This window comes from Amycolatopsis echigonensis, from assembly GCF_002846615.1.
GTDB lineage: Bacteria > Actinomycetota > Actinomycetes > Mycobacteriales > Pseudonocardiaceae > Amycolatopsis > Amycolatopsis echigonensis.
Map to the genome: position 1 here is coordinate 1,747,916 of NZ_PJMY01000003.1, position 23,895 is coordinate 1,771,810.

The 23,895-nt window shown below is 70.1% G+C and carries 24 protein-coding genes; 16 read left to right on the forward strand and 8 right to left on the reverse strand.

All coding sequences use genetic code 11. The annotated features are described in order from the left end of the window. The 8 genes from ATK30_RS12750 (at position 1) to ATK30_RS12785 (ending at position 4,892) form a co-directional block, all read left to right on the forward strand. Complete coding sequence (locus ATK30_RS12750; protein ID WP_101435787.1) at positions 1-750, forward strand: GNAT family N-acetyltransferase; 750 nt, start codon at positions 1-3, stop codon at positions 748-750. Beyond that, entirely contained in the window at positions 747-1,739 is a 993-nt protein-coding gene (cofD, locus tag ATK30_RS12755) for a 2-phospho-L-lactate transferase (protein ID WP_101435788.1), read from the forward strand. The genes ATK30_RS12750 and cofD overlap by 4 nt, the downstream gene beginning before the upstream one ends. Next, on the forward strand, positions 1,675-3,069 hold the full coding sequence (locus tag ATK30_RS12760) for a coenzyme F420-0:L-glutamate ligase (RefSeq protein ID WP_463672405.1): 1,395 nt from the start codon (positions 1,675-1,677) through the stop codon (positions 3,067-3,069). The genes cofD and ATK30_RS12760 overlap by 65 nt, the downstream gene beginning before the upstream one ends. Then, positions 3,066-3,593, forward strand: a complete 528-nt coding sequence (locus ATK30_RS12765; RefSeq protein WP_101435790.1) for an NUDIX hydrolase — start codon at positions 3,066-3,068, stop codon at positions 3,591-3,593. Before ATK30_RS12760 ends, ATK30_RS12765 begins: the two co-directional genes overlap by 4 nt. 9 nt (positions 3,594-3,602) lie before the next feature. Then, the gene (locus ATK30_RS12770) at positions 3,603-3,749 is read left to right on the forward strand and encodes an LPXTG cell wall anchor domain-containing protein (protein WP_101435791.1); all 147 of its coding nucleotides are present in this window, start codon (positions 3,603-3,605) and stop codon (positions 3,747-3,749) included. Next, entirely contained in the window at positions 3,746-4,099 is a 354-nt protein-coding gene (locus ATK30_RS12775) for a GntR family transcriptional regulator (RefSeq protein WP_101435792.1), read from the forward strand. The genes ATK30_RS12770 and ATK30_RS12775 overlap by 4 nt, the downstream gene beginning before the upstream one ends. Positions 4,100-4,161: 62 nt before the next feature. Beyond that, entirely contained in the window at positions 4,162-4,476 is a 315-nt protein-coding gene (locus tag ATK30_RS45595) for a hypothetical protein (protein ID WP_208637334.1), read from the forward strand. 68 nt (positions 4,477-4,544) lie between these two features. Then, complete coding sequence (locus tag ATK30_RS12785) at positions 4,545-4,892, forward strand: hypothetical protein (protein ID WP_208637335.1); 348 nt, start codon at positions 4,545-4,547, stop codon at positions 4,890-4,892. A gap of 1 nt (position 4,893) precedes the next feature. On the opposite strand, the gene ATK30_RS12790 is transcribed toward ATK30_RS12785, so the two are convergent. Together ATK30_RS12790 and manB are read right to left on the reverse strand one after the other, a co-directional pair. Beyond that, positions 4,894-5,787, reverse strand: a complete 894-nt coding sequence (locus tag ATK30_RS12790; RefSeq protein ID WP_101435793.1) for a DNA-3-methyladenine glycosylase family protein — start codon at positions 5,785-5,787, stop codon at positions 4,894-4,896. After that, a complete protein-coding gene (gene manB, locus ATK30_RS12795) occupies positions 5,787-6,866 on the reverse strand; it encodes a mannose-1-phosphate guanylyltransferase (protein ID WP_101435794.1) in 1,080 nt (359 codons plus the stop codon). Before manB ends, ATK30_RS12790 begins: the two co-directional genes overlap by 1 nt. Before the next feature lie 140 nt (positions 6,867-7,006). Here manB and ATK30_RS12800 point away from each other — a divergent pair, with 140 nt between their 5' ends. Further along, a complete protein-coding gene (locus ATK30_RS12800) occupies positions 7,007-7,501 on the forward strand; it encodes a hypothetical protein (protein WP_101435795.1) in 495 nt (164 codons plus the stop codon). A 113-nt stretch (positions 7,502-7,614) separates the two neighbouring features. Here ATK30_RS12800 and ATK30_RS12805 read toward each other — a convergent pair whose 3' ends face one another. Beyond that, entirely contained in the window at positions 7,615-8,478 is an 864-nt protein-coding gene (locus ATK30_RS12805; RefSeq protein WP_183125333.1) for a glycosyltransferase family 2 protein, read from the reverse strand. 618 nt (positions 8,479-9,096) lie between these two features. On the opposite strand from ATK30_RS12805, the gene ATK30_RS12815 reads away from it, so the two are divergent. Further along, a complete protein-coding gene (locus ATK30_RS12815; protein ID WP_101435796.1) occupies positions 9,097-10,071 on the forward strand; it encodes an amidohydrolase family protein in 975 nt (324 codons plus the stop codon). On the opposite strand, the gene ATK30_RS12820 is transcribed toward ATK30_RS12815, so the two are convergent. After that, positions 10,068-11,198 carry a glycosyltransferase family 4 protein gene (locus tag ATK30_RS12820; RefSeq protein WP_101435797.1) on the reverse strand — a complete coding sequence of 377 codons (1,131 nt, stop codon included), beginning with the start codon at positions 11,196-11,198 and terminating at the stop codon, positions 10,068-10,070. The two genes, ATK30_RS12815 and ATK30_RS12820, sit on opposite strands and share 4 nt — an antisense overlap. A gap of 318 nt (positions 11,199-11,516) precedes the next feature. Then, positions 11,517-12,602: a glycosyltransferase family 4 protein gene (locus ATK30_RS12825; RefSeq protein ID WP_101435798.1), complete on the reverse strand. Its 1,086-nt coding sequence runs from the start codon at positions 12,600-12,602 to the stop codon at positions 11,517-11,519. 18 nt (positions 12,603-12,620) lie between these two features. Between ATK30_RS12825 and ATK30_RS12830 the strand changes: the two genes are divergently transcribed. Genes ATK30_RS12830 through ATK30_RS12840 form a run of 3 tightly spaced genes read left to right on the forward strand, consistent with a single transcriptional unit; the run spans position 12,621 to position 17,173 of the window. After that, positions 12,621-13,550, forward strand: coding sequence for a glycosyltransferase family 2 protein (locus tag ATK30_RS12830; protein WP_101435799.1), 930 nt, complete (start codon positions 12,621-12,623; stop codon positions 13,548-13,550). A gap of 31 nt (positions 13,551-13,581) precedes the next feature. Then, positions 13,582-16,095 carry a glycosyltransferase gene (locus ATK30_RS12835; RefSeq protein ID WP_101435800.1) on the forward strand — a complete coding sequence of 838 codons (2,514 nt, stop codon included), beginning with the start codon at positions 13,582-13,584 and terminating at the stop codon, positions 16,093-16,095. Then, entirely contained in the window at positions 16,088-17,173 is a 1,086-nt protein-coding gene (locus tag ATK30_RS12840; protein ID WP_101435801.1) for a glycosyltransferase family 4 protein, read from the forward strand. Before ATK30_RS12835 ends, ATK30_RS12840 begins: the two co-directional genes overlap by 8 nt. A gap of 347 nt (positions 17,174-17,520) precedes the next feature. Here ATK30_RS12840 and rfbD read toward each other — a convergent pair whose 3' ends face one another. Together rfbD and rfbB are read right to left on the reverse strand one after the other, a co-directional pair. After that, positions 17,521-18,405, reverse strand: coding sequence for a dTDP-4-dehydrorhamnose reductase (gene rfbD / locus ATK30_RS12845; protein WP_101435802.1), 885 nt, complete (start codon positions 18,403-18,405; stop codon positions 17,521-17,523). 27 nt (positions 18,406-18,432) lie between these two features. Next, positions 18,433-19,425: a dTDP-glucose 4,6-dehydratase gene (gene rfbB, locus ATK30_RS12850; protein ID WP_101435803.1), complete on the reverse strand. Its 993-nt coding sequence runs from the start codon at positions 19,423-19,425 to the stop codon at positions 18,433-18,435. Between the two features lie 116 nt (positions 19,426-19,541). Here rfbB and ATK30_RS12855 point away from each other — a divergent pair, with 116 nt between their 5' ends. The 3 genes from ATK30_RS12855 to ATK30_RS12865 all read left to right on the forward strand — a co-directional run bounded on the left by ATK30_RS12855 (position 19,542) and on the right by ATK30_RS12865 (position 23,298). Further along, on the forward strand, positions 19,542-21,089 hold the full coding sequence (locus tag ATK30_RS12855) for an LCP family protein (RefSeq protein ID WP_101435804.1): 1,548 nt from the start codon (positions 19,542-19,544) through the stop codon (positions 21,087-21,089). Between the two features lie 63 nt (positions 21,090-21,152). Then, a complete protein-coding gene (locus ATK30_RS12860) occupies positions 21,153-22,571 on the forward strand; it encodes an LCP family glycopolymer transferase (protein ID WP_208637336.1) in 1,419 nt (472 codons plus the stop codon). 22 nt (positions 22,572-22,593) lie between these two features. Further along, complete coding sequence (locus ATK30_RS12865; RefSeq protein ID WP_101435806.1) at positions 22,594-23,298, forward strand: TIGR03089 family protein; 705 nt, start codon at positions 22,594-22,596, stop codon at positions 23,296-23,298. A 34-nt stretch (positions 23,299-23,332) separates the two neighbouring features. Here ATK30_RS12865 and ATK30_RS12870 read toward each other — a convergent pair whose 3' ends face one another. Continuing rightward, positions 23,333-23,761 (reverse strand): DoxX family protein, encoded by a 429-nt coding sequence (locus ATK30_RS12870; RefSeq protein ID WP_101435807.1) that lies wholly within the window; start codon positions 23,759-23,761, stop codon positions 23,333-23,335. Positions 23,762-23,895: the final 134 nt, after the last annotated feature.

A 23,895-nucleotide genomic window follows, 5' to 3' on the forward strand; every position in this document is an offset into this window, starting at 1 on the left:
GTGAACTCCCGGGAAAAGCTCGAAATCGTATGCGCGAAAGCGTGGCCGGCGGTGGTCGAGGAGCCGCTCGGGGAATGGACTTTGCGCTGGGCGGACGGCTTCACCGGGCGCGCCAACAGCGCACTCGCCGTCGGCGACCCCGGCCGCCCGGTCCCGGACGCGCTCGAAGCCGTATGTGACTTCGCCCACGCCCACGGCATTCCGCCCGCGGTCCAGGTGCTGGAAGACAGCGAACTGGAGCGCGAGGTGGCCTCGGCGGGCTGGCGCGAGCAGGTCGAGCACGCCGCCGGGCACCAGGTGTCGGTACTGACCGGTCCGCTGCAGTCCGGGCCTTCGCCGGACGCCGAGGTCCTCGACCAGGCGACGCCGGAATGGTGGGCGCTGGCCGAGAACACCACCGAGCCGAGTACCGCCCAGTGGCACGTCGTGACCACCGGGAAGGTCGGTTACGGCGTGGTGCTGGCCGACGGCGTCACGGCGGGCGCGGTACGCGGCGCGATCGTGGACGGCTGGCTGCACGTCGGCCGTCTCGCGGTCGCCCCGGAGTTCCGCCGCCGCGGCCTGGCCACCACCGTGCTCAACGCGCTCGCCGACTGGGGCCGCGCGCACGGCGCGGAGAAGTGGGTCCTGCAGGTGGCGGTGGGCAACACCGGCGCGCTGGCGTTGTATTCCGCGCTGGGCTGTTCGGAGCACCACAGGTACCGGTACTGGGGCCCGGCGCCGCGGACGTGCGAGGATCGCCAGTCGTGAAGATCGTCGTACTGGTTGGCGGAGTGGGCGGCGCCCGCTTCCTGCTCGGGGTCAAGACCGCGCTCGGACTGCCCGCGATCGGCGCGGGGGAGTCACCGCACGAGATCACCGCGCTGGTGAACACCGGCGACGACGTGTGGATGCACGGCCTGCGGATCTGCCCGGATCTCGACACCTGCATGTACACCCTCGGCGGCGGCATCGACACCGAACGCGGCTGGGGCCACGCGGGCGAGACTTGGACGGTCAAGGAGGAACTCGCCGCCTACGGCGCGGAGCCGACCTGGTTCGGGCTCGGCGACAAGGACATCGCGACGCACCTGATCCGGTCGCGGATGCTGCGCGCGGGGTATCCGCTGTCCGCGGTCACCGAGGCGCTGTGCGACCGCTGGCAGCCCGGTGTACGGCTGCTGCCGATGTCGGACGACCGGGTCGAGACGCACGTCGTGATCGACGACCCGGAGAACCCGGAGCAGCGGAAGGCCGTGCACTTCCAGGAATGGTGGGTGCGCTACCGAGCCGGCTTGCCCGCGCATTCGATCGTCGCCGTCGGCAACGATGAGGCGAAGCCCGGCCCGGGCGTGCTCGACGCGCTGGCTCAGGCGGACGTCGTGCTGCTCGCGCCGTCGAACCCGGTGGTGTCGGTCGGCACGACGCTCGGGGTGCCCGGGGTGCGCGACGCGCTGCGGAAGTCCCGCGCGAAGGTCGTCGGGGTATCGCCGATCATCGGCGGGAAAGCGTTGCGCGGCATGGCCGACGCGTGCCTTACCGCGATCGGGGTGGAGACCTCGGCGGAGGCGGTCGGCCGCCATTACGGCGCGCGTTCGGAGGGCGGCGTGCTCGACGGCTGGCTCGTCGCGCCGGAGGATCACGAGGTCACGGTGCCCGGCGTGGACGTGCGCGCGGTGCCGCTGCTGATGTCCGATGTGGACGCGACTGCGGACATGGTCCGCGCGGCGTTCGACGTGGCTGGAGTCTCCCTTGGCTGATCACGCTTCCCAGAAGATCGAGATCCTGCCCGTCCCCGGGCTGCCGGAGTTCCGCCCCGGGGACGATCTGACCGGCGCGATCGTGTCCGCCGCGCCGTGGCTGCGTTCCGGCGACGTGGTCGTGGTGACCAGCAAGGTTTTCTCGAAGATCGAGGGTCGGCTGGTGCGCGTCCCGAGCGATCCCGAGGAGCGCGACGCGGCCCGGCGCAAGCTGATCGAGGAAGAATCGGTGCGGGTGGTCGCCCGGATCGCGCGCACGCTGATCACCGAAAACCAGCTGGGCATCGTCCAAGCGGCGGCCGGGATCGACGCGTCGAACGTGCGCGGCGACGAGGTGGCGTTGCTTCCCGCGGACCCGGACGCGTCCGCTTTGGCTCTGCGCAACGGTTTGCGGGAGCGGCTGGGCGTCGAGGTGGCCGTGGTCGTCACCGACACCATGGGCCGGGCCTGGCGGGTCGGCCAGACGGACGCCGCGATCGGCGCGTCCGGCCTGCGTGTGCTGCACGGGTACGCCGGACAGATCGATTCGCAGGGCAATGAGCTTGCGGTTACGGAAATCGCGATCGCCGACGAGATCGCCGCCGCCGCGGACCTGGTCAAGGGCAAGCTCGGCGGACTGCCGGTCGCGGTCGTGCGCGGCCTGCAGATCCACGACAACGGCTCCACCGCCCGCGACCTGATCCGCCCGGTCGACGAAGATCTCTTCCGGCTGGGCACCAACGAATCCATCGCGCAAGGCCGCCGGGAAGCCGTGCCGCACCGGCGTTCCGTGCGGCAGTTCAGCGACGAGCCGGTGGATCCCGAGGCAGTGCGCCGCGCCGTCGCCTCCGCGCTCACCGCGCCCGCGCCGCACCACACGCACCCCGTGCGGTTCATCTGGCTGCGCGACGAAGGCCTGCGCCGCAAGCTCCTCGACGCGATGCGCGCCTCCTGGGAAGCCGACCTCACCAGCGACGGTTTCACCCCCGAGCAGATCGCGAAACGCCTGTCCCGCGGCGACATTCTTTATCGAGCGCCGGAACTGGTGATCCCGTTCCTGCTGCCCGAAGGCGCGCACACCTACCGCGACGACCGGCGAAACCGGCACGAGCGCACCATGTTCACCGTCGCCGCCGGAGCCGCCGTGCAGGGCCTGCTGGTCGCGCTGGCCGCCGAAGACCTCGGCTCGTGCTGGATCGGCTCGACCATCTTCGCCGCCGACCTGGTCCGGTCCACTTTGGACCTGGACGACCAATGGCATCCGCTCGGCGCGGTCGCGATCGGGCACCCGGCCGAGCCCGCTCCCCCGCGCGGACCGCTCTCCACCGGCGATTGGCTGATCGAACGATGACCCTGCACGAATCCGCCGTCGCCGCGCTGACCGAGTGGAAGCCGGAAGCCCCGGCGCAAGAGTCGCTGCGGCAAGCGTTTCTCGGCTTCCTGGCGTCGCGTCCGGACACTTGCCAGCGCTCGTGCGAGGCCGGGCACCTGACCGCGTCCGCCGTGGTCCTCGACTCGACCGGCACACAGGTCCTGCTGACCCTGCACCCGCGCGTCGGCCGCTGGCTGCAGCTCGGCGGGCACTGCGAACCGTCCGACGCGTCGCTGGCCGAAGCCGCGCTGCGCGAGGCGACCGAGGAGTCCGGCATGAGCGGCCTCGTGATCGGCGAAACGCCGGTGCACCTGGACGTCCACCCGATCACCTGCTCGCTCGGCGTCCCGACGCGGCATTTCGACGTCCGGTACGCGGTGCACGCGCCGCCCGGCGCGGAGCCGGTGCGCAGCGACGAATCCGACGACCTGCGCTGGTGGCCGGTGGACGCGCTGCCCGCGGGTTCGGAAGATCTGGCCGAACTGATCGCGGCCGCCCGTTAACCTGGGCGCATGACTCTGGCGCGCCCGCACCTGCACCCGGGCGACACCGGCGTCGCCATCAGCGGATGGGTGGTGCTGATCGGCTTCGCGGTGGCGTTCGCGCTGCTCGCGCTAGGCATTGTGGTGAGCATCCGGAAGAAACGGCGGCAACGATGAGCATCAGCTACGACCCGGCGTCGTCCGTTCCGCCGTTCGAACAGGTCCGGACCTCGCTGGCCAACCAGATCAACGACGGCACCCTCGCCGTCGGCACGAAACTCCCGACGGTGCGCGGGCTGGCCGCGGAACTGGGCATCGCACCGAACACGGTCGCGCGTGCGTACCGCGAACTCGAGGAAGCCGGTCTGCTGGAAACCCGAGGCAGAGCGGGCACTTTCGTCGGTGCGACCGGGGACGAGACGCTGTCCCGGGCGCAGGCCGCGGCGGCCACGTACGCCGAGGTGATCCGGGGATTGGGTTTGTCGGCGGAACAGGGCGTGGCGATCGCGGCGGCTGCCCTGCGCTGACCGCGGCGAGGAATTAGCATCGATCACCTGGTGTTGTCCGTGCCCGACCCGAGGGGAAACCCATGCTGAACCTCGTCCTGCCGGGCGCGCTGGTCCTGCTGCTGGTGATCGTCCTGATCCTGAAATTCACCGTGGGGCGGCCCAAGCAGCCACCGCAGGCCGGGCCGGGGCAGTATCCGGGACAGGCGCCGGGCGCGCCGTACGGTCAGCAGCCGCCGAGCCAGTACCCACCGCAGGGCCAGTACCCGCAGCAGCCGGGTGCCCCGCAGCAGTACCCGCCGCAGGGGCAGTACCCCCAGCAGCAATACGCCCAGCAGCAATACCCGCAGCAGCCCGGTCAGCAGCAGTACCCGCCGCAGCAACCCCCGCAAGGCTGATCCATTCCGTCGCGAGAACCCCGCTGAGCGGCCTACGATGGAACCTCGCCTAGGGGAGGATCTTCATCGTGGCCGTACAGCCTTGGCATCTCATCGTCTTGTTCCTGGTCGCTGGCCTGGTGGTCGCGATCGTGCTGGCGGTGCAGGCCTCGTCCAGGCGGAAACAGAACCCGCCGCCGGGCTACTTCCCGCCTCAGCAGGGCTATCCGCCACCGGGTCCGCAACAGCCGGGCTATCCCGCGCAGAACTACCCCGGCCAGCCCGGCTACCCGCCGCCCGGCCAGGGCTACCCCGGTTATCCGCCGCCCGGCCCGCAGTATCCGAACGCCCCGCAACCGCCCGGCGCCCAGTACCCGCCTCAGCCCGGCGTCCCGCCGCAGGGCGAGTACCCGCGGAACCCGTACCCGCCGCAGTGACTCACATCGCCCGGTAATCCCGCAGCTCGATCCGCGGCCCGAACCGCGGCCGCCGAGCGCCGGCCGCCCCGAGGTACCGGATCGCGCGCTGCCGCTGCGGCGCGTACGGCGCGAGCACCCGCGCCATTTCCTCGTCGTCGATCTTCCGGCCGAGCAGCGTGTGCCCGACCACCGCCGGGATGTTGTAGTCGCCGAAGCTGACCGCGTCCGGGTCGCCCCACGCGCGCTGGGCGACCTCCGCCGCCGTCCACACGCCGATGCCCCGCACCGTCCGCAGCCACGCGCGCCCCTCGGCCCCGCGCAGCCGCACCGCTTCCTCCAGCCGCGGGGCCACCCGGGCCGCCTCGATCAAAGCCGTGCGCCGCTTGAGGTCCACGCCGATCTTGTGCCAGTTCCAGTCCACAATGGACCGGATGGCGACCGGATCGGGCGGCACCCGCAGGAAGTCCGGGCCCGGGCCGGGGGCGCGCGTGCCGAACCACCTGCACAGCTCCGCCCACGACCGGATCGCCTCCTTGCCGCTCACCTTCTGTTCCAGGATCGCCAGCACCAGCGCGTCCCACACCCGCCCGGTCGAGCCGAGCCGGAGGCCGGGCGCGGTGCGGCGGGCTTCGGCGATCACGTCGTGGTGCGCGACGAAGCCCGTGTCGTCATCGTCCGCACCGAGCAGCGCGGGCACGCCGTCGAGCAGGAAATCCGCGCCGTCGCCCCAAGCCTCGGCCTCGACGACGCCGTCCGGCCGGTGCAGCAGCGCCAGCGTTCCCTTTCCGCCGGGCGTGTTCGCGGCGAGCCACCAGACGCTGCGGTCGCGCCGGAAGTTCAGCGATCCGCGCCCACGGCTCAGCGGACCCAGCACTTCGGCCAGGTCCACCGGAAACCCCGGACGCCACTCCATCACGCGTCGCTCGAAAAGCGGATGCCGCCGTCCGGCACCGAAACTCCGGGCCAGATCCGCACGCCGTCGAGCAGTTCGCAGCGAGCCCCCACCGACGCGCCGTCGCCGAGCACCACGCCGCGCAGCACGGCACCCTCGCCGACCTGCGCTCCGCGGCCCAGCACCGAATTCTCCACAATCGCGTCCGGGCCGATCACCGCGTCGTCGAATACGACCGAGCCGGACACCGTCGCGCCTTCCCGGACCACGGCCCGCGCACCGATCGTCGTCCCGCCGGCGAGCTTCGCGCCGGTGAAGACGGAAGCCGCGTCCAGCACCAGAAAATCGCCGGTCGGACCGGCCAGCGCCGACGTCGGCGCGATGCCGCGGACCAGATCGGCACTGCCGCGGACAAACGCTTCCGGGGTGCCGACGTCGAGCCAGTACGAAGAATCGACAAATCCCTGCAGATGCGCGCCGTTCTCGAGGAGCCCGGGGAACGTCTCGCGTTCGACCGACACCCGCCGCCCGGCCGGAATGGTTTCGATCACCGGTCGGCGGAAGACGTAGCAGCCGGCGTTGATCTGATCCGTCGGCGGGTTCGGCGTCTTCTCCAGGAAAGCGGTGACGCGCCCGTTCTCGTCGGTCGGCACCGAACCGAACCGGCTCGGGTCGGCGACGCGCTGGAGGTGGAGGGTGACGTCCGCGCCGGAGTCGAGGTGAGTGCGCAGCTGGGCGTGCAGGTCGGCACCGGAGAGGATGTCGCCGTTGAAGACGATCGCGTGGTCGGCGCGCAGCCGGTCGTAGACGTTGCGGATGGCGCCGCCGGTGTCGAGCGGCTCCTCCTCCACCACGTACTCGATCTCGAGGCCGTGCGCGGACCCGTCGCCGAAGTACTCCTCGAACACCTCGGCCCGGTACGACGTGCCGAGCACCACGTGCCGGATCCCGGCCGCGCGGATGCGGGAGAACAGATGGCTCAGGTAGGGCGTGCCCGCCGTCGGCAGCATCGGCTTCGGCGCGGACAGCGTCAGCGGGCGCAACCGCGTGCCCTGGCCGCCGACCAGTACGACGGCGTCGACCTCGACCTCGGACGTCACAGAAATCTCCTTTGTATCACGCACCGCTGAGCGACAAGCCGCGGGAAACGTGGGCGGCGCGGGCCCCGAGGGCCTACCCTAGACAGGAAACAGGCGGGCCTTTCCCGAGAGGCCCCGGGTCAGTCGGGAGGCCGAGGGGAATGGACCCCCGCGATCGCGCGGACGCTTTGCTCGCACGCGCACGATCCCGCGGCGCCTTCGTGGTGACGCCGGACAACATGACGTCGCCCATGGATGCCTCCAGCACCCAGCAGATCTCCGCGTCGGTGGTCTCCGGGCTGGACCCCGACACGACGACGCAACTGCCCGCGTCGCTGATCGAAGAGAACGACCATCCGCTGGCGAGCGGCACGCGAACCCAGCCGTCGCCGCATCCGCTGGCCCAGCCGACGCCGACGCGGCCGCTCGAGGTCCCCGGTCCGCAGAACACGGCGTCGCAGGACACGGCTCCGCAGCCGACGGTGCCGAACCCGGCAGGCCCGCAGCAGACGACGCCGCTGGTCCCGCGCCCGCAGGCGAAACCGGTGGCGAGCCCGCTGAAGGATCCGGCCGAGGAGGAAATGACCGGCCTGGTCCCGACGATCAAGCAGACCAGCGGACGGTCCAGCCTGTCCCGGCGGCTCGACGGGCTGTGATCTCCCGCGTTCGGGCGCGAGAGATCTTTACGACCGCAAAGTGGTGCGGCGGCTGAGCATCCGGGCGATCCGCGGGGCACGCCGGTTGCCCGGATGTCCTCCGCGGACCTCGCTCAGCCCTTGCGCGTCTCCAGCTTCACCCGCAGCGCCAGCCCGAGCTTCACCGCCGCCAGCACCGGCTTCCAGAGCAGCCCCTGGTGCCGGTCGGCGAGGTAGCGGTAGGCGCTCGCGTGGTGGGCGCGCAGCATCTTCGCCGACGCGCGCGCCGTCGAGTGGCCGCCGATGTGCATCACGCTCGCCGACGGCGCGTAGACGTTCTGCCAGCCCGCCTTCGCGAGCCGGTCGCCGAGGTCGACGTCCTCGAAGTACATGAAGTAACGCGTGTCGAAGCCGCCGACGGAGTCGAAAGCCTCGCGCCGGAAGAGCTGGCAGGAGCCGGACAACCAGCCGGAAGTGCGTTCGGTGGGCGCGGCGTTTTCCTGGCGGTATTCGCGGGTCCACGGGTTGCTCGGCCAGATCTTGCCGAACACGGCGTGTCCGATCCCGCGTCCGAACGACGGCAGCAGCCGCGCGGACGGGTAGACGGTCCCGTCGAGGTCGTGGATCAGCGGACCGAACGCGGCCCCGCGCGGCCAGCGCTCGGCGACCTCGAGCAGCGCGTCGAGCGAGCCGGGCTCCCATTCGAGGTCCGGGTTGACCACGACGACCCAGCCGTAGCTGTCGTCGAGCGCCGCGACGCCGCGGTTGGCGGCCGTTCCGTAGCCGACGTTCTCGCCGATGCTGACGAGCGTCACGTTCTCGCGTTCGGCGGCCTTCTCCGGCGCGCCGTCGGTGGACGCGTTGTCCGCGACGACGACGTGCACGTCGCGATCAGTCGCCTTGTCGAGCGTGTCGAGGAACTTCTCGAGCGTTTCGCCCGGGAAGTAGGTCACGGTCACGACGCCGACGCGGTCACCATACGTGCGCTGCTCAGTCACCGCGCCATTGTCCACCGCTCACGGACGGCTACGTCGGCCCACCAGACCGGTCACCCACAGTAATCACGCCTTCAGCTCCGCCAGTTCGTCGTCGATCAGCAGTCCCGGATCGAGAGGCCGGTCACGAGCATGAAGCGCCTCGACCCCGGCCACCACGCTCGTCATCACGGCGACCGTCCACCAGGTCAAGCCCGGCCGGTGCATCCGGTGGTCCGGTCCGGCGATCGGCCAGGGCCTGCGGATCGACCGGGGAACGCACGTCTGGACCGTCGCCCCGGCGCGCGGCGGAGTCGTCGTCCGCGCCGACCTGAAGACGGTCGCCGAAGCTCGCTGCGACCGCTGAACCCGAACCCGCGAAGGAAGCCTGCGCAATTCCCAGCCGCGCGCGCTGCGCTGGTAGCCGGGCGGACTGACCGCGGTCTATCTCGGAGTGCTCGCGCTTTGGGCGTTAAGTCCGGAAAGAGCGCCGAGTTTGACTAAATCCATGAATCCGGCGGTCACCGCATTCTTCGTCGCGAGCGGAGTCGCGGTCGTTATCGCCCACCACGTCGCGCAACACCCAAGGCCAGTTAACGGAAAACTGGTAGCCTCAAAACCACCAGCGTAAAGAGGGGGCCGATGAAAACCGTCGCCATCGAGGAGCACTGGACCACCCCCGGCATCGACCGGATGCTGCGCACCGAATCCGGCGATCCGAGCATCGCCCACAACGACCGGGGCGATCTCCCCGAGCGGCTGCTCGACATCGGCGACCAGCGCGTCGCGTGGATGGACGAGGCGGGCATCGACGTCCAGATCCTCTCGATCGCGCCGCCGGGAACGCACGGATGCCCGGCCCCGCAAGGCATCGAGCTGAGCCGCGAGGCGAACGACCTTGTCAGCGAGGCCGTCGCGAAGCATCCCGAACGCTTCCGCGCCATGACGACGCTGCCGATGTCCGATCCGGACGCGGCGCTCGCCGAACTGCAGCGCACCGCGAAGGATCCGGCGCACGTCGGGATCATGTCGTACGGGCGCAGCGGCGATCGCCCCCTCGACGATCCGGCGTACGACGAACTGCTCGGCGCGGCGGCCGCGCTCGGGCGGCCGGTGTTCGTCCACCCGCAGATCCCCGTGGAGTCAGTCCGCCAGGCCTCCTACCGCGGATTCGGCCCGGAGCTCGACCTCGGCCTGGCCACGTACGGCCTCGGCTGGCACTACGAGGCCGGGCTCGCCGTCATCCGGCTGATCCTGCGCGGAACGTTCGACCGCCACCCGGAACTGCAGGTCGTCCTCGGCCACTGGGGCGAAGTTGTTCTCTTCGCACTGGACCGCATCGACAGCCTGTCGTACACGGCCACGCATCTCGAGCGTCGCGTCTCCGAGTATTTCCGCACCAATATCCACCTGGCAACCAGCGGAATGCTCGTCCCCCGAATGCTGCGCAACGCTCTCGAATACACGACCGCCGACCGGATCCTGCTTTCCGGTGATTACCCGTTCCATCGAGTCCAGGGCACGGCTATCGCGGAATTCCTCGAGCAATTGCCCGACGAGGAAGATCGGGAAAAGATCGCGCACGCGAACGCGGAAGCCCTTTACCGCCTGCGTTAACGATTGCGCAAATGCTGGTGCCAGGCTTTTCCGTAAGCCTCGCGGTGCCGATCCGCCGTGGTCGCCCACGAGAATTCCTTGGCGCGCCGCTGCGCCGCGGAAGCGAGCACTGAGCGACGCGACGGATCGGCCAGCAATTCCGTCAAGGCCGCGGCGACATCGCCCGCACCGACGCCGCAGTACGCCACCGCGTCGCCGCCGACCTCCGGCAGCGAAAGGCGGCGCGTGGTCAGTACCGCTGCACCGCAGGCCATCGCTTCGAGAACCGGCAGCCCGAAGCCTTCGCCAAGGCTCGGGTACGCCACAAGTTCCGCGCCGCCAAGGAATCCGGCGAGCGTGCCGAACGGCAGATACCCCGCGCGGATCACGCGAAGCCGGTGCGGCACCGCGTCCAGCGCGCGCTCGACCTGAGTGTCCCAACCAGGCTGACCGGCGAGCACGAGCGCCGGGGCGTCCCGCTGCCCGGCGACCGCGCGCGCGTAACCGCGGATCAGCGCGGGCACGTTTTTCCGCGGTTCGAGAGCCCCGAGGAAGGCAATGTACGGCGTCGAGCCGAGCCCGACCGCCTTCCGCGCCGCCGCGATCTCCTCCGGGGACGGCGGATGGAATCGTTCGCTGTCGACGCCGTGGTGGATGATCTCCAACTCCGCCCGCCGCACCGGGCTCACCCGCGCCAGCTCCACCGCTGTCGCGTGACTGGGAACTACGCAGAGTGTCGCCCGGCGCAGCGCGGTGGTGGTCCAGGCGCGGAAGAACCGGGCCTTCACCGACGAGTGCAGGACCGCGTCGGTGAAGAACGTCGCGTCGTGCAGCGTGACCACCGAAGCGGCCCCGCTGCCGAGCGGCATCGTGTAGTGCGGCGAGTGCACGACGTCGGCGGCGAGCCGGCGCACGAGCCGGGGCAGAGTGGCTTGTTCCCAGGTCAGCCGAGCGGTGCGCGTCGAGGTCGCGGGCGACGCGGCGACGATCCGGGACCCGGGCGCGAGCTGGTCGTACAACGGCAGGTCGCGCGGCTGGCAGACCACCGTCAGCCGGGCCCCGTCCTGGTCGAGCGCGCCGACGAGCGAGTCCACGTAACGGCCGACCCCGCCCCGATCCGCGGGCACCGCGGTCGCGTCGATCAGCACACGGGGATCACCGGTCACGAGTGCAGCGTACGGCGATCACCCACCGCACAGGTCAGGAACCGGCAAACTGCCGCCGACTCCGGGCGCCGCCACCCTCGCCCACCTGCGCTCACCCGTCTGGGTTCACCCGACCGTGTCATATCGATCGCGGCCGACCCCGCCCGTCGACCTCTCGCAGCCGTCACCCGACGACCCAACTACGAGTCCGCGGCCAGCCCGACCCCACTGCCCAGCCCACCCGGCCGCCGACCCGCTGCCACCTCAACCACCAGCCTGGGCCACCCAGACCCGGCTATCGAACAGACCACCAGCCCGCCGTCAGCTCGACCGCCGATGCGCCGCCCACACCGCCTCAGCCGCGGCGCGCCAGGTGAACGTCCGCGCCCGCTCGCGCCCCAGCTTCGACAGCTCCGCCGCCTTGTCCGGCGACAGCAGCACCTCTTTCAGCGCCCGGGCCAGCGCGTCCGCGTCGCCTCGCGGCACCACCAGCCCCGCCCCGCCGGAGACCTCCACCAGCGCCGGGACGTCCGTGTGCACCACCGGCACCCCGATCGCCATCGCTTCCAGCAGCGGCAGCCCGAAGCCCTCGGCGAGGCTCGGCATCGCCAGCACGTTCGCGCCGCGCATCGCGGTCGCCAGCTGCGCGTCGGTCACCTTCCCCAGGACGCGCACCGATTTCAGGCCGCGGTCGGCCGCCAGCCGGACCGGGTCGATCCCGCCCCAGCCGGGCTGGCCAGCGAGGACCAGGCCGACGTCGCCGACCTCGTCCGTGCCGTCGAGCTGCGCCACCGCGTCGACCAGCACATCCATGCCCTTGCGCGGTTCGATCGTGCCGACCGCCAGCACGTACCGCGACGGCAGGTCGAGCTTCGCCGACCCCTCCGGCACGGTCACCCCGTGCGGCACGACGCGCACCGGAACGTGCAGGTCCAGCAGCACCGCGAGCTCGTCGGCGACCGCGCGGGTCGGCACGATCAGCCCGGACGATCGCCGCGCGGCCCGCGCGATCATCGACCGGTGCCAGCTGACGCCGCGTGCGGTCAAGGTCTCCGGATGCGTCCACGGCACCGTGTCATGCACCGTGACGGTCAGGGTTCGCCCAGCCGGGGCACGGGGCGGCGCGAACGGGGTCGGCGCGTGCACTGCGTCACCGCCCGGCCACCAGCGCAGGCCCAGCTGCCACAGCGCGACCAGCGCCCTCGGCGGCAGCGGCAGCACGCGTGGCCCCTCGACCCCCTCGATCCTGGCCGCGGAGACGTCCGCGTGCCGCGCGACCACGCTGGACACGGTCCAGCCGGGCGGCGCGGTGCGGGCGAGCGCGGGCAGCAGTTCGGCGGTGTACCGGCCGGTGCCACCCGGAACGGGGGCGAGCAGCTGCTCGGCGATCACGACCAGTTCGGGCACGCCGCTATTCTCTCCCAGGTGACCAGCGCGGAGTCCGGCACCACCGTCGTCGTGGTGACCTGGCGTGGGGCAGACCACGTCGCCGCGTGCCTCGACGCGCTCGCCGCCCAGGACCGTCCACATCGGACACTCGTGGTGGACAACGCCTCAACCGACGGCACCGCAACGATTCTCGCCGCGCATCCCAGCCGTCCGGAGGTCCTCCGGCTGCGCCGCAACACCGGATACGCCGGTGCGATGGCTCACGCGCTGGACCGGATCGATACCGCGCGTGTCGCCTGGCTCAACGACGACGCCGTCCCCGAACCGGACTGGCTCGCCAACCTCGAAGACACCCTCGACAGCCAGCCGCTCGCCGCCGCTGTCACGTCCCGGCTCGAACTGCCTGACGGCACTACCCAGTCCACCGGCGTCCGGCTCACCGGCGACGGCCACGGCGCCGACCTCACCGAACCCAGCGACGAGGTGTTCGGCTTCTGCGGCGGGGCCGTCCTGCTGCGCACCGACGCCGTGCGCGCGGTCGGTGGGGTCCCGGCGAGCTTCTTCTGTTACTACGAGGACACCGACACCGCGTGGCGGCTGCGGCTGGCTGGCTGGCACGTCGTCGCCGCGCCGAAGGCACGCGTCCAGCACCTGCACGGGGCCAGCACGAACCCCGGTTCACCGCTGTTTCACCGCTGGAACGAACGCAACCGCCTGCTCATGCTGCTGCGCTGCGCGCCCGCGAAAGTCGCCCTCCGCGAGCTTGCCCGCTTCGCCGCGATCACCGCTTTGCTTCCGCTGCGCCGGCACCGTCCGGACGCGGCGAACTTCGACCCGGCGCTGCGGGCGCGGGTACTGGCGGAGATCATTCTCCGGCTGCCCCGCACGCTGCGCGAACGCGGTCGCGTAAGCCGGATCTCGGCGCTGGGCCGAGGCGCGATCTGGGATGCCTGGGCTGGCCTTTAAGCTGGGCGGAAATTCGACGGAGGAGCTCGTCTTGGCAGTGGGGGACCCGCAACCGCTCGTCTCGGTGATCGTGGTGAATTACCGCGGCGCCGACGACACCATCACCTGCCTGCGGGCGCTGCGAACTGATCTGGACTACGCGAATGTCGAGCTGATCTGCGTCGACAACGCTTCCGGCGGCGACGACGCGGCCCGCATCCGCGCCGCGGTGCCGGACGTCCAGCTCATCGAGTCGCCGGTCAACACCGGGTTCGCCGGCGGCTGCAACCTCGGCGCGCGGCACGCGAACGGCACCGTCCTCGGCTTCCTCAACAACGACGCCCGCCCCGCTCCGGCATGGGTCTCCGCGGCTGTCGCCGAACTGCGCGCGCAGCCGACCGTCGCCGCGGTGGCGAGCAAGGTCCTCGACTGGGACGGCACCGGCACCGACTTCGTGGACGCGGGTCTGACCTGGTTCGGCATGGGCTACAAACGCCACGCGGGCAGCCCGCTCGCGGAGGTGCCGGAGGCCGAGCACGACGTCGCCAAGGACGTTCTCTTCGGCACCGGCTCGGCGCTGTTCGTGCGCGCGTCGGTGTTCGCCGAACTCGGCGGCTTCGACGAGCGCTTCTTCATGTTCTACGAGGACGTCGACCTCGGCTGGCGGCTCAACCTGCGCGGCTGGCGCGTCCGCTACGTGCCGGAATCGCTCACCTACCACCGCCACCACGGCACGATGGCCGCCGTCGACGCGCCGGACACCGGCCGCGAGACGTTCCTGCTGGAACGCAACGCGCTGGCCGCGCTGTACAAAAACCTCTCGGACGAATCCCTGGCCCGCGCACTCCCCGCGGCGCTCGCGCTGGCCGTCCGCCGGGCGACCGCGCGCGGCGGCATCGATCCGGATCAGCTGGATTTGGAAAAGGGCGTCGGCCCGGTCGACACCTCGGACGTTTCGGTCCCGCGCACCACGCTCGCCGGGGTGCTCGCGGTGGACCGATTCGTCGAGATGATGCCTTCGCTGGCCGAGTCCCGCGCAGTCGAGCAAGCCGCGCGCGTGCGGACCGATGCTGACTTGCTTCCCTTGCTGCGCAAGGCACTTGAGCCCGCTTATCCGCTGCCGGATTACCTGCGCGCGCACGAAATCCTCGTCGAAGCGTTCGGGATCAAGGACGTGTTCGGCCAGCGGCGCAAGATCCTCGTGCTGACCGGCGATTCGATCACTGAGCGGATGGCCGGCCCGGCGATCCGGGCGTGGAACATCGCCTCGACGCTCTCGGCCGAGCACGACGTGCACCTGATGACCACCAACCCGCTGGTCTCGCCTCCGCCCGCGGCCTTCCAGGTCAGCTCGGGCAAACACCGCGACCTCGACGGCCCGATCGAATGGGCGGACGTCGTGATCCTGCAAGGGCACGTGCTGGAGCTGGCGCCGTCGCTGAAGAAGCAGCACGAGCACAAGATCGTGGTCGCCGACGTCTACGACCCGATGCACCTGGAACTGCTGGAGCAGGGCAAGGACGCTCCTGACGACCGGCGCGCGCTCGACCTGGCGGGCGTCACCCGCGTCCTGGACGCCCAGCTCGAACGGGCCGACTTCTTCCTCTGCGCCTCGGAACGCCAGCGACACTTCTGGCTGGGCCACCTCGCCGCACTCGGCAGGCTGTCGCCGCGGCTTTACGACGCGGACCCGACCACCCAGTCGCTGCTCGCCGTCGTCCCGTTCGGTCTCTCCCCCCAAGCCCCGACGCGCACCGGCCCCGGTCTGCGTTCCGCTCTGGGCATCGGCGAATCGGACCGGGTCGTCCTGTGGGCAGGCGGTGTCTACAGCTGGTTCGACCCGCTGACCCTGATCCGCGCCTTCGACCTGCTCCGTCAGCGGCGCGACGACGCCCGTCTCGTGTTCCTCGGCATGAAGCACCCGAACCCCGAGGTCGCCGAGATGGACATCGGCGCGCGGACCGTGCGGCTCGCGGATTCACTGGGGCTTACGGACAAGCACGTTTTCTTCAACGAGCAGTGGGTCCCGTATTCGGAGCGGCAGAACTGGCTTCTCGACGCCGACTGCGGGGTCACCACGCATTACGAACACGTCGAGACGACTTTCGCTTTCCGCACTCGCGTTCTGGATTACCTCTGGGCCGGTTTGCCCATTGTCACGACGGACGGTGACGCGTTCGCTGACCTTGTCCGTGCGGAGAATCTCGGCGTCGTAGTCCCCGCCGAAGACGCCGTCGCGTTGGCGGACGCACTGGAAAAGTCGTTGTACGACAGGGAATTCGCCGACGCCTGTGTCGAACGGATCCGGGTGGTCGCGCAGCGGTACGCGTGGCCGGAGGCATTGAAACCGCTGGTGGAGTTCTGCCGCAACCCGCGTCCCGCCGCGGACCGGTTGCCCGGCGGCGCCGACCTCACCGTCAGCGACCCGGTACGCGGCACCGCGATGGTACGGCGCGATCTGGCTCTGGTGCGGGAATATCTCGCCGCTGGCGGCCCCGGCGAACTGGCGAGGCGAGCAGCGGGCCGGGTCACGAAGGTCGCGCGGGAGCGGTTGCGCCGTGGCTGATCGTCCGCTGCGCGTCCTGCTGGACGGCACCCCTCTGCTCGGTTCCCGGACGGGGATTGGCCGGTATACCGCCGCGTTGAGCGAAGAGCTGGCTTCACTGTCCGAAGTGGACCTTCGCGCGGTCGCGTTCACTTTGCGGGGATGGCGAAAGCTGCGGCATGTCCTGCCACATGGCGTGCAAGCTCGAGGCATGCCGGTCTCCGCGAGGCTCCTCCGGGCGACCTGGCTGCACACTCAGCTGCCCCCGGTGGAACTGTTCGCCGGACCAACCGATGTCGTGCACGGCACGAACTTCGTCCTCCCCGGGCGCCTTCGTGCCGCCGGAGTCCTGACCATTCACGATCTGGCCTTCATCGACGCCCCGCAAGAGCTGGCCCACTCCGACCGAACCCTGCCCGAGCTGGTCCGACGCGGTGCACGTCGAGCGAACGTCATCTGCACGCCCACTGAGGCTGTCGCGGATGCTGTCGCGGAGAAGCTGGATGTCGATCGCTCCAAGATCATCGCCACGCCCCTTGGAGTAAACCCCGCTTGGTTCACCGCCCGACCGCCGGACGATGGCGTGCGGGCAAAGCTACGGCTGCCAGAGAAATACCTCCTGTTCGCCGGCGCCGCCGGACCGCGCAAGGGCCTGGACTGGCTAGCCGCCGCCCATGCCGCCGCACCAGACCTGCCGCCGCTGGTTTTCGCTGGCCCCGGACCATTCCCCCGGCTGCCAAGGTCCGGCCAGACCGGCTATCTGTCCGATGTGGACCTTCGCACCGTAGTAGCCGGTGCCGCCGCCCTGGTTCTCCCCTCCAGAGATGAAGGCTTCGGCCTGCCCGTCCTGGAAGCAATGGCCTCGGATGTCCCAGTCGTCTGCACCGACATCCCGGCCCTCCGCGAAGTAGCAGGCGACTGCGCCACCCTAGTCCCCTACGACGACGTAGACGGCCTGGCAGAAGCCCTACGCCAAGCGGTAACGGACCCACACGGCCTAGCGACGTCCACCGCCCGCAGAACCCACGCAGCCAGCTTCACCTGGCACAACACCGCACTGCGCACCCTAGACGCCTACCGCCAAGCGACAGAAGCGTAAAGCGGAAACACACCGCCACCAAACCACCCAAAGCAGCAACCACCCAGCCCCTCCCCGCAACCCCGATCCCCGCCCAGCACGCGGTCTGAGGTGCTTGTCAAGGCATCTTTCCCGCCTTGACAAGCACCTCAGACCGTAGTGACAATCAAAAAATCGGGGTGGGGTCCCCCAATGGCAAAAGCCCGGCGAAGCCGGAAAAGCCCACGGAGAAAGGCACCCCGAAGCCGTCATTGTGCTGACGGTCGGTGGGTGCTTGTCAAGGCTGGAAAGAGTACCTTGACAAGCACCCACCGACCGCAGGGAGGCTTCGTATCGGGGTGCAGGGAGGGGGCTGGGGCTTTCTCCTCTTATGCGTGGATGTATGCGTTTAAGGCCGCGCGCCAATCCCTTAGGGGAGTTAGTCCGGCGTCTCGCCAGGAAGCGTTGGAGAGCAGAGAGTAGGCGGGGCGGGGGGCTGGACGGGGGAATTCTTCGGTCGTGCAGGGCTTTACGCGCGCTGGATCCGCGCCGATCTCTTCAAAGATCGCCTTCGCGAATCCGTACCAGGAGGTCTCTCCACCTCCAGTGCAGTGCAGGATCTTCCCCGCAGGGCCTCGCCCGTCCGCGATGGCCTCGGCCAACTCCCAGAGACCACCGGCCAAATCGGCCGACCAAGTAGGTGCTCCTACCTGATCGTCCACTACCGACAACTGGTCCCGCTCGGACTCCAGCCGCCGGATGGTCTCTACGAAATTGGCCCCGCTCTTTCCATACACCCAGCTGGTCCGCACCACCCAGGCCGACGCCCCGGACCCGAGTACGGCATCCTCCCCTGCCGCCTTGGTTCGCCCGTAAGCATTCTTCGGACCGAGCGCGTCATCCACCTCGTACGGCCGGTCCGCGTCCCCGGGAAAGACATAATCCGTCGAGATATGAATCAGCGGCACCCGCCGCGAAGTACAAGCCGCAGCCAGCACTCGGGGCCCGTCGACATTCACTGCGAACGCCCGGGCTTCGTCCGACTCCGCGGCATCAACCGCCGTATACGCGGCGGCATTGATCACCACCGGCACCGCCTCGGCGGCGCGCGCTCGCTCGGCCAGTTCGCTGACCGCGCTGATCACCTGACCAGCCGCCGTCACGTCCAGCTCCGCCGACGAAGGCGCGAGCACCTCCGTTTCCGGGCCCGCGGTATTCACCAGGTCCCGGCCCAGCTGACCGGAACCGCCGGGCACGAGCACTGCCAGCCGCACCGGCGTACCTCCTACTGCGAAAGGGTTTCAGGACGTGCCGAGCGCGGCGCGGGCCTTCAGCGGCTCCCACCACGCGCGGTGGTCGGCATACCAGCGCACCGTCTCCGCCAGACCGTCCTCGAACGACACCCGCGGAGCGTAACCGAGTTCGCCGCTGATCTTCGCGATGTCGACCGAGTACCGCCGGTCGTGGCCCTTGCGGTCGGCCACCGGTTCGACCATTTCCCAGCCGACGCCGACCGCCGCGAGCAGGCGTTCGGTCAGTTCCCGGTTGGTCAGCTCGGTGCCGCCGCCGATGTTGTAGATCTCGCCGGGACGACCGCCGTCTGCGACCAGCTGGATTCCGTAGCAGTGGTCGTCCACGTGCAGCCAGTCCCGGACGTTCAGGCCGTCGCCGTAGAGCGGGACCTTCTTGCCGTCCAGCAGGTTTGTCACGAAGACCGGGATGACCTTTTCCGGGAACTGGTACGGGCCGTAGTTGTTCGAGCACCGCGTGACGCACACCGGCAGCCCGTGCGTCCGGAAGTACGAGCGGGCGATCAGATCCGACGACGCCTTCGAGGCCGAGTACGGCGAATTCGGCTCCAGCACGTGGTCTTCCGACCACGAACCGTCCTGGATGGACCCGTACACCTCGTCCGTCGAGACGTGCACGAACTTCCCGACCCCCGCCTCCAGCGCGGCCTGCAGCAACGTCTGCGTGCCGAGCACGTTGGTGAGCACGAAGTCCGCCGAACCGAGGATCGAGCGGTCCACATGGGACTCCGCGGCGAAGTGAACGACCAGGTCGATGCCGCGCATCAGATCGGTGACCTGCGCGGTGTCGCAGATGTCGCCGCGCACGAAGCGCAGCCGGGGGCTGTCGGCGACCGGGGCGAGGTTCGCCTCGTTGCCCGCGTAGGTGAGCTTGTCGAGCACCACGACCTCGGCGCCGGCCAGTGTCGGATACGCCCCCGACAGCACCTGCCGCACGTAGTGCGAACCGATGAACCCGGCACCGCCTGTGACCAGGACCCGCATCCTCATCCACCCTTCCGCCCGACCGGGCAATCTCGCCACCAGCCTACGGGTGGCTCACAGATGAGTCGGTAGAGTTCGGCAAAGCGCGAAACGCGCGGTCATCCTGGGGAGGAACTGTGGCCGAATGGCCGGGGACGCCGCTGCCGGCGCACCGCGGTCGCGGCGTGCTCGTCGTGCTGCGGCGAAGCGGCAAGATCCTGCTGTCCGTCGTATCCGTGGTCGTGCTCGCGCTGACGTGGTACGGCTGGCAGTTCATCGGCGACCCGCGGTCCGGTTTCTCCACCACGGCGATCTTCGGTGAGCAGCAGGAGCACGCGAAACCGCTCGACGGCGCGATCGACATCCTCCTGGTCGGCCAGGACAGCCGCACCGACGCGCAGGGCAATCCGCTGCCCCGCGAGGTGCTCGACATGCTGCACGCCGGCGATTCCGACGGCGAAAAGCAGACCGACACGATGATTCTCGTGCACATCCCGCAGAACGGGGAGCACGCGATCGCCATCTCGTTCCCGCGCGACTCCTATGTCGAGATCACCGGCGGCTTCGGCAAGCACAAGCTGAACAGCGCGTACGTCTACGCCTACAACGACACCGCCAAGTCGCTGCAGGCCAAGGGCGACGCCGATCTCAAGGACGTCGACGAGAAAGCCAAGCTCGCCGGTCGCAAGAACCTGGTCGCAACGATCGAGAAGTTCATCGGCAAACCGGGCATGATCGACCGCTACGCCGAGGTGAACCTGGCCAGCTTCTACGAGGTCACGAAGGCCATCGGCGGCGTCCAGGTGTGCCTGAAGAACGCGGTGAAGGAAAAGAAGTCGGGCGTCGATCTTCCCGCCGGGAAGCAGACCATCGAGGGTGTGCAGGCGCTCGCGTTCGTGCGCCAACGTTACGGCCTGCAGAACGGCGACCTCGACCGGATCGCGCGCCAGCAGGCGTTCCTGTCCGGGCTGGCGAGCAAGGTCCTCTCGTCCGAGGTGCTGGCCAATCCGGTGCGGGTCGCGCAGCTCGTCGAGGCGGTGAAGAAGTCCGTGGTGCTGTCCTCGGGCTGGGACCTCTCCGAGTTCGTCTCGCAGATGCGCGGGCTGACCGGCGGAAACGTCGAGTTCCACACCATCCCCACCGAGGGCAACGCGGTCATGGGCGGCGCCGACGTGCTGCGCGTCGACCAGGCGAAGGTCCGCGCCGAGATCGACCGGCTGACTGCCGACGGCAGTGCCCCGACCCCCAGCAACGCGCCGTTGCCCGGAGCCGGGCAGACCACCGTCGAGCTGTTCGACGGCTCCGGCTCGGGTGCCGCCGACCAGGTGCGGGGTCTGTTGCAGGACAAGGGTTTCCAGCTCGGCACGAGCACGAAGCTGTCCACTCGCGCGACCACCGTGCTGCGCTACCACCCGTCGGACGAGGCCGCCGCCGATCTGGTCCGGCAAGCCCTCGGCAGCAGCGCACAGGCCGAGCCGGACGCCGACGTCGCCGCCGGACACGTCCGGGTGATCCTCGGCAAGGACGCGCGGGACACCGCCGGAGCACCGGCCACGACGTCCTCCGCTCCTCCTGCGGCCCCGCCGTCGTCGCAGTCGTCGTCGCAGTCCGAGCCGCCTCCGTCCGGATCCTCGACCTCACCCACGCCGCTCATCACGGCGGGCGATGTCCCCTGTGTCAACTAGAGTCGAGCACCCAGCGTCGCGGCGCACCGCAGGCCGTACGCTGTGAGCGGGGAGGTAACCGGGGTGAGCGAAAACCAGGACAAACCGGACCGGACGGCGGATTCTGCCGACAGTCCGGCGGTTCCCGACGCCTCGGACCGCGGATCCGACGGAACGGCGGAGCCGACGCACGCCGCCGCTGAACCGGCGGCCGAGAAGACGTCCGAGGACACCGCCGCCGAGGAAACCGAGCCGGTTACCGAGGGTGCCGCCGCCGAGGAGGAACCCCCTTCCGAGTGGAAACCCTCGCCGTACCCGCGCGTCGAACTCCCCCAGCCGTCGAACCCGGCACCGGAATCGCGGCACCGCGCGGGCCGGACCACCCGGATCACCCGCCGGGTCGCGATCGGCCTGGTCTCCCTGGTCGCGCTGGGCGGGACGGGCTACGCGTACGTCACCAAGGACAAGCTGCAGGACAACGTGGCCACCACCGACGTCCTGACCCCGCGCGCGGGCGAACCCCCGGCCCCGCCCGCCGACGACGGCGGCACGGACATCCTGCTCGTCGGCAGCGACGCGCGCACCGACCAGCAGGGCAATCCGCTGCCGCTGAGCATGCTGAAGTCGTTGCGCACCGAGGACAAGGGCGGCATCAACACCGACACGATCATCCTGGTGCGGATCCCGAAGAACGGCGGCAAGGCGTCCGCGGTGTCGATCCCGCGCGACAGCTGGGTCGACATCCCGGGCCGCGGCAAAGGGAAGATCAACTCCGCGTACGGCGTCGCCAAGGCACAGGCCGAGCAGGAGGAACGCGCGCAGGGCGAGCACGACCAGGCGAAAATCGCCCGCGATTCCGACAGTGCCGGGCGGCGGGTGCTCGTCCAGACCGTCCAGGACCTCACGCAGGTGCGCATCGACCACTACGCCGAGGTCAACCTGCTCGGTTTCTACCTGCTCACCGAAGCCGTCGGCGGCGTGCCGGTGTGCCTCAACCACGCGACCTCGGACAAGGACTCCGGCGCGAACTTCCGCCGCGGCGTGCAGACCGTGACCGGCGGCGAGGCGCTGTCCTTCGTGCGGCAGCGCAAGAACCTGCCGAACGGCGACCTCGACCGGATCAAACGGCAGCAGGCGTTCCTGTCCTCGGCGCTGCGCAAGGTGCTGTCGGCGGGCACGCTCACCAACCCAGGCACGCTGAACAGCCTGATCGACGCCGTGCACCGGTCGTTCGTGCTCGACGACAGCCTCGACGTGCTCGAATTCGCCCAGCAGGTCAAGGGCATCGCGTCCGGCAGCCTGACCTTCGCGACGATCCCGGTGATCACCACGAACGGCCGCAGCGAGGACGGGCAGAGCATCGTGGAGGTCGACCCGGCCGCCGTGCAGAAGTTCGTCGCGGGACTGGCCGGACGGACCGTCACCGGAGGCGGCGGCGCGGCGGCCGGGGCGGCGCCGCAGGGCCTGGACTCCGGAATCCCGGGCGTGCCCTGCGTCGACTGACGCCGCGACTAGCCTGAGACGCATGAGTCTCACCGAGCAGCTGCTGCGCCCGCTCCTGGCCTCGCCCGCGAAACCGCTGATCACGCACTACGACGACCGGCTCGGCAGCCGGGTCGAGCTGTCCGTGGCGACGACGCAGAACTGGGCCGCGAAAACGGCGAACTGGCTGGTCGACGAGTTCGACGTCGAGCCGGGCGACGCCGTCGCGGTGCGGCTGCCCGCGCACTGGCAGACCGTGGGCGTGCTGCTCGGCGCGTGGTGGTGCGGGGCCCGCGTGGTCGCGGAGCCGGACGGCGCACGGGTGGTGTTCACCAGTCCGGACGAGGAGATCGACGCTCCGGCCGTCGCGGTGGTGTCGCTCGACCCGATGGGCCGCGGCCTGTCGACGCCGCCCTCGGGCGGAGCGCTCGACTACCTCAGCGAGGCCCGGATGTCCGGCGACCAGTTCGTCCCGATGCAGCCGACCCCCGGCGACACTCCGGCACTGGGTTCCTCCACTGTGGACGAAGTGTGGGCGGAAGCCACTGCGCGTGCGGCAACACTCGGCCTGACCGCAGCAGACCGAGTGTTGTCCACGATGGACTGGACGGTGCCGGACGGCATACTCGACGGCCTGCTCGTTCCGCTTGCCGCCAGCGCGCACCTGGTCCAGGTGACGAACGCGGACCCGGCGAAACTGTCCGCCCGCCGCGAGGCCGAGCGCACCACCGCCGACCTTCCCTCGTGAGTGCTGACGGCGTCGGCAGCACTCACCGCGGTTCTCAGGCGTTCTGCAGTTCGGCCGCGCCCTGGCGACGACGCCAGAAGAGCACGTGGTCCAAAGACAGTCGTCCGCCGTTGAAGCCCAGCGCCAGCGCGGTGAGGCCCAGCACCAGCACCAGTTCGTAGCCGCCTTGGCCGGTGAGGCCGTGCGCCGCGTGGACGGAGATCAACGCGCCGGCCATGTCGATGGCGTAGCCGATGGCGACCACCGGCAGCAGGAAGCCGACGACGAACGCGATCGACCCGAGCAGTTCGAGCACGATCACGAGGAACGCGGCGACGCCCGGCAGCGGGATGCCGATCTTGCTGAACATGTCGGCGGTCGCCCCGACGCCGCTGTCCCATTTCTGCAGGCCGTGGGCGAAGAACACCACCGCGATGCCGATCCGGCCGAGCAGCAGCGCGACGTCCTTGACTCGAGTCAACATGGAGACAGCTCCCCCGGTAGGTGAAAGTTCAACTGACCCGGCCCACGGTAGGGCACTGAACACCGCCGCGGGGGTGTCAGCCAGTGATCGACAGGAAACCGACAGGCACCGAAAACTCGCTGTACACCGCGCGC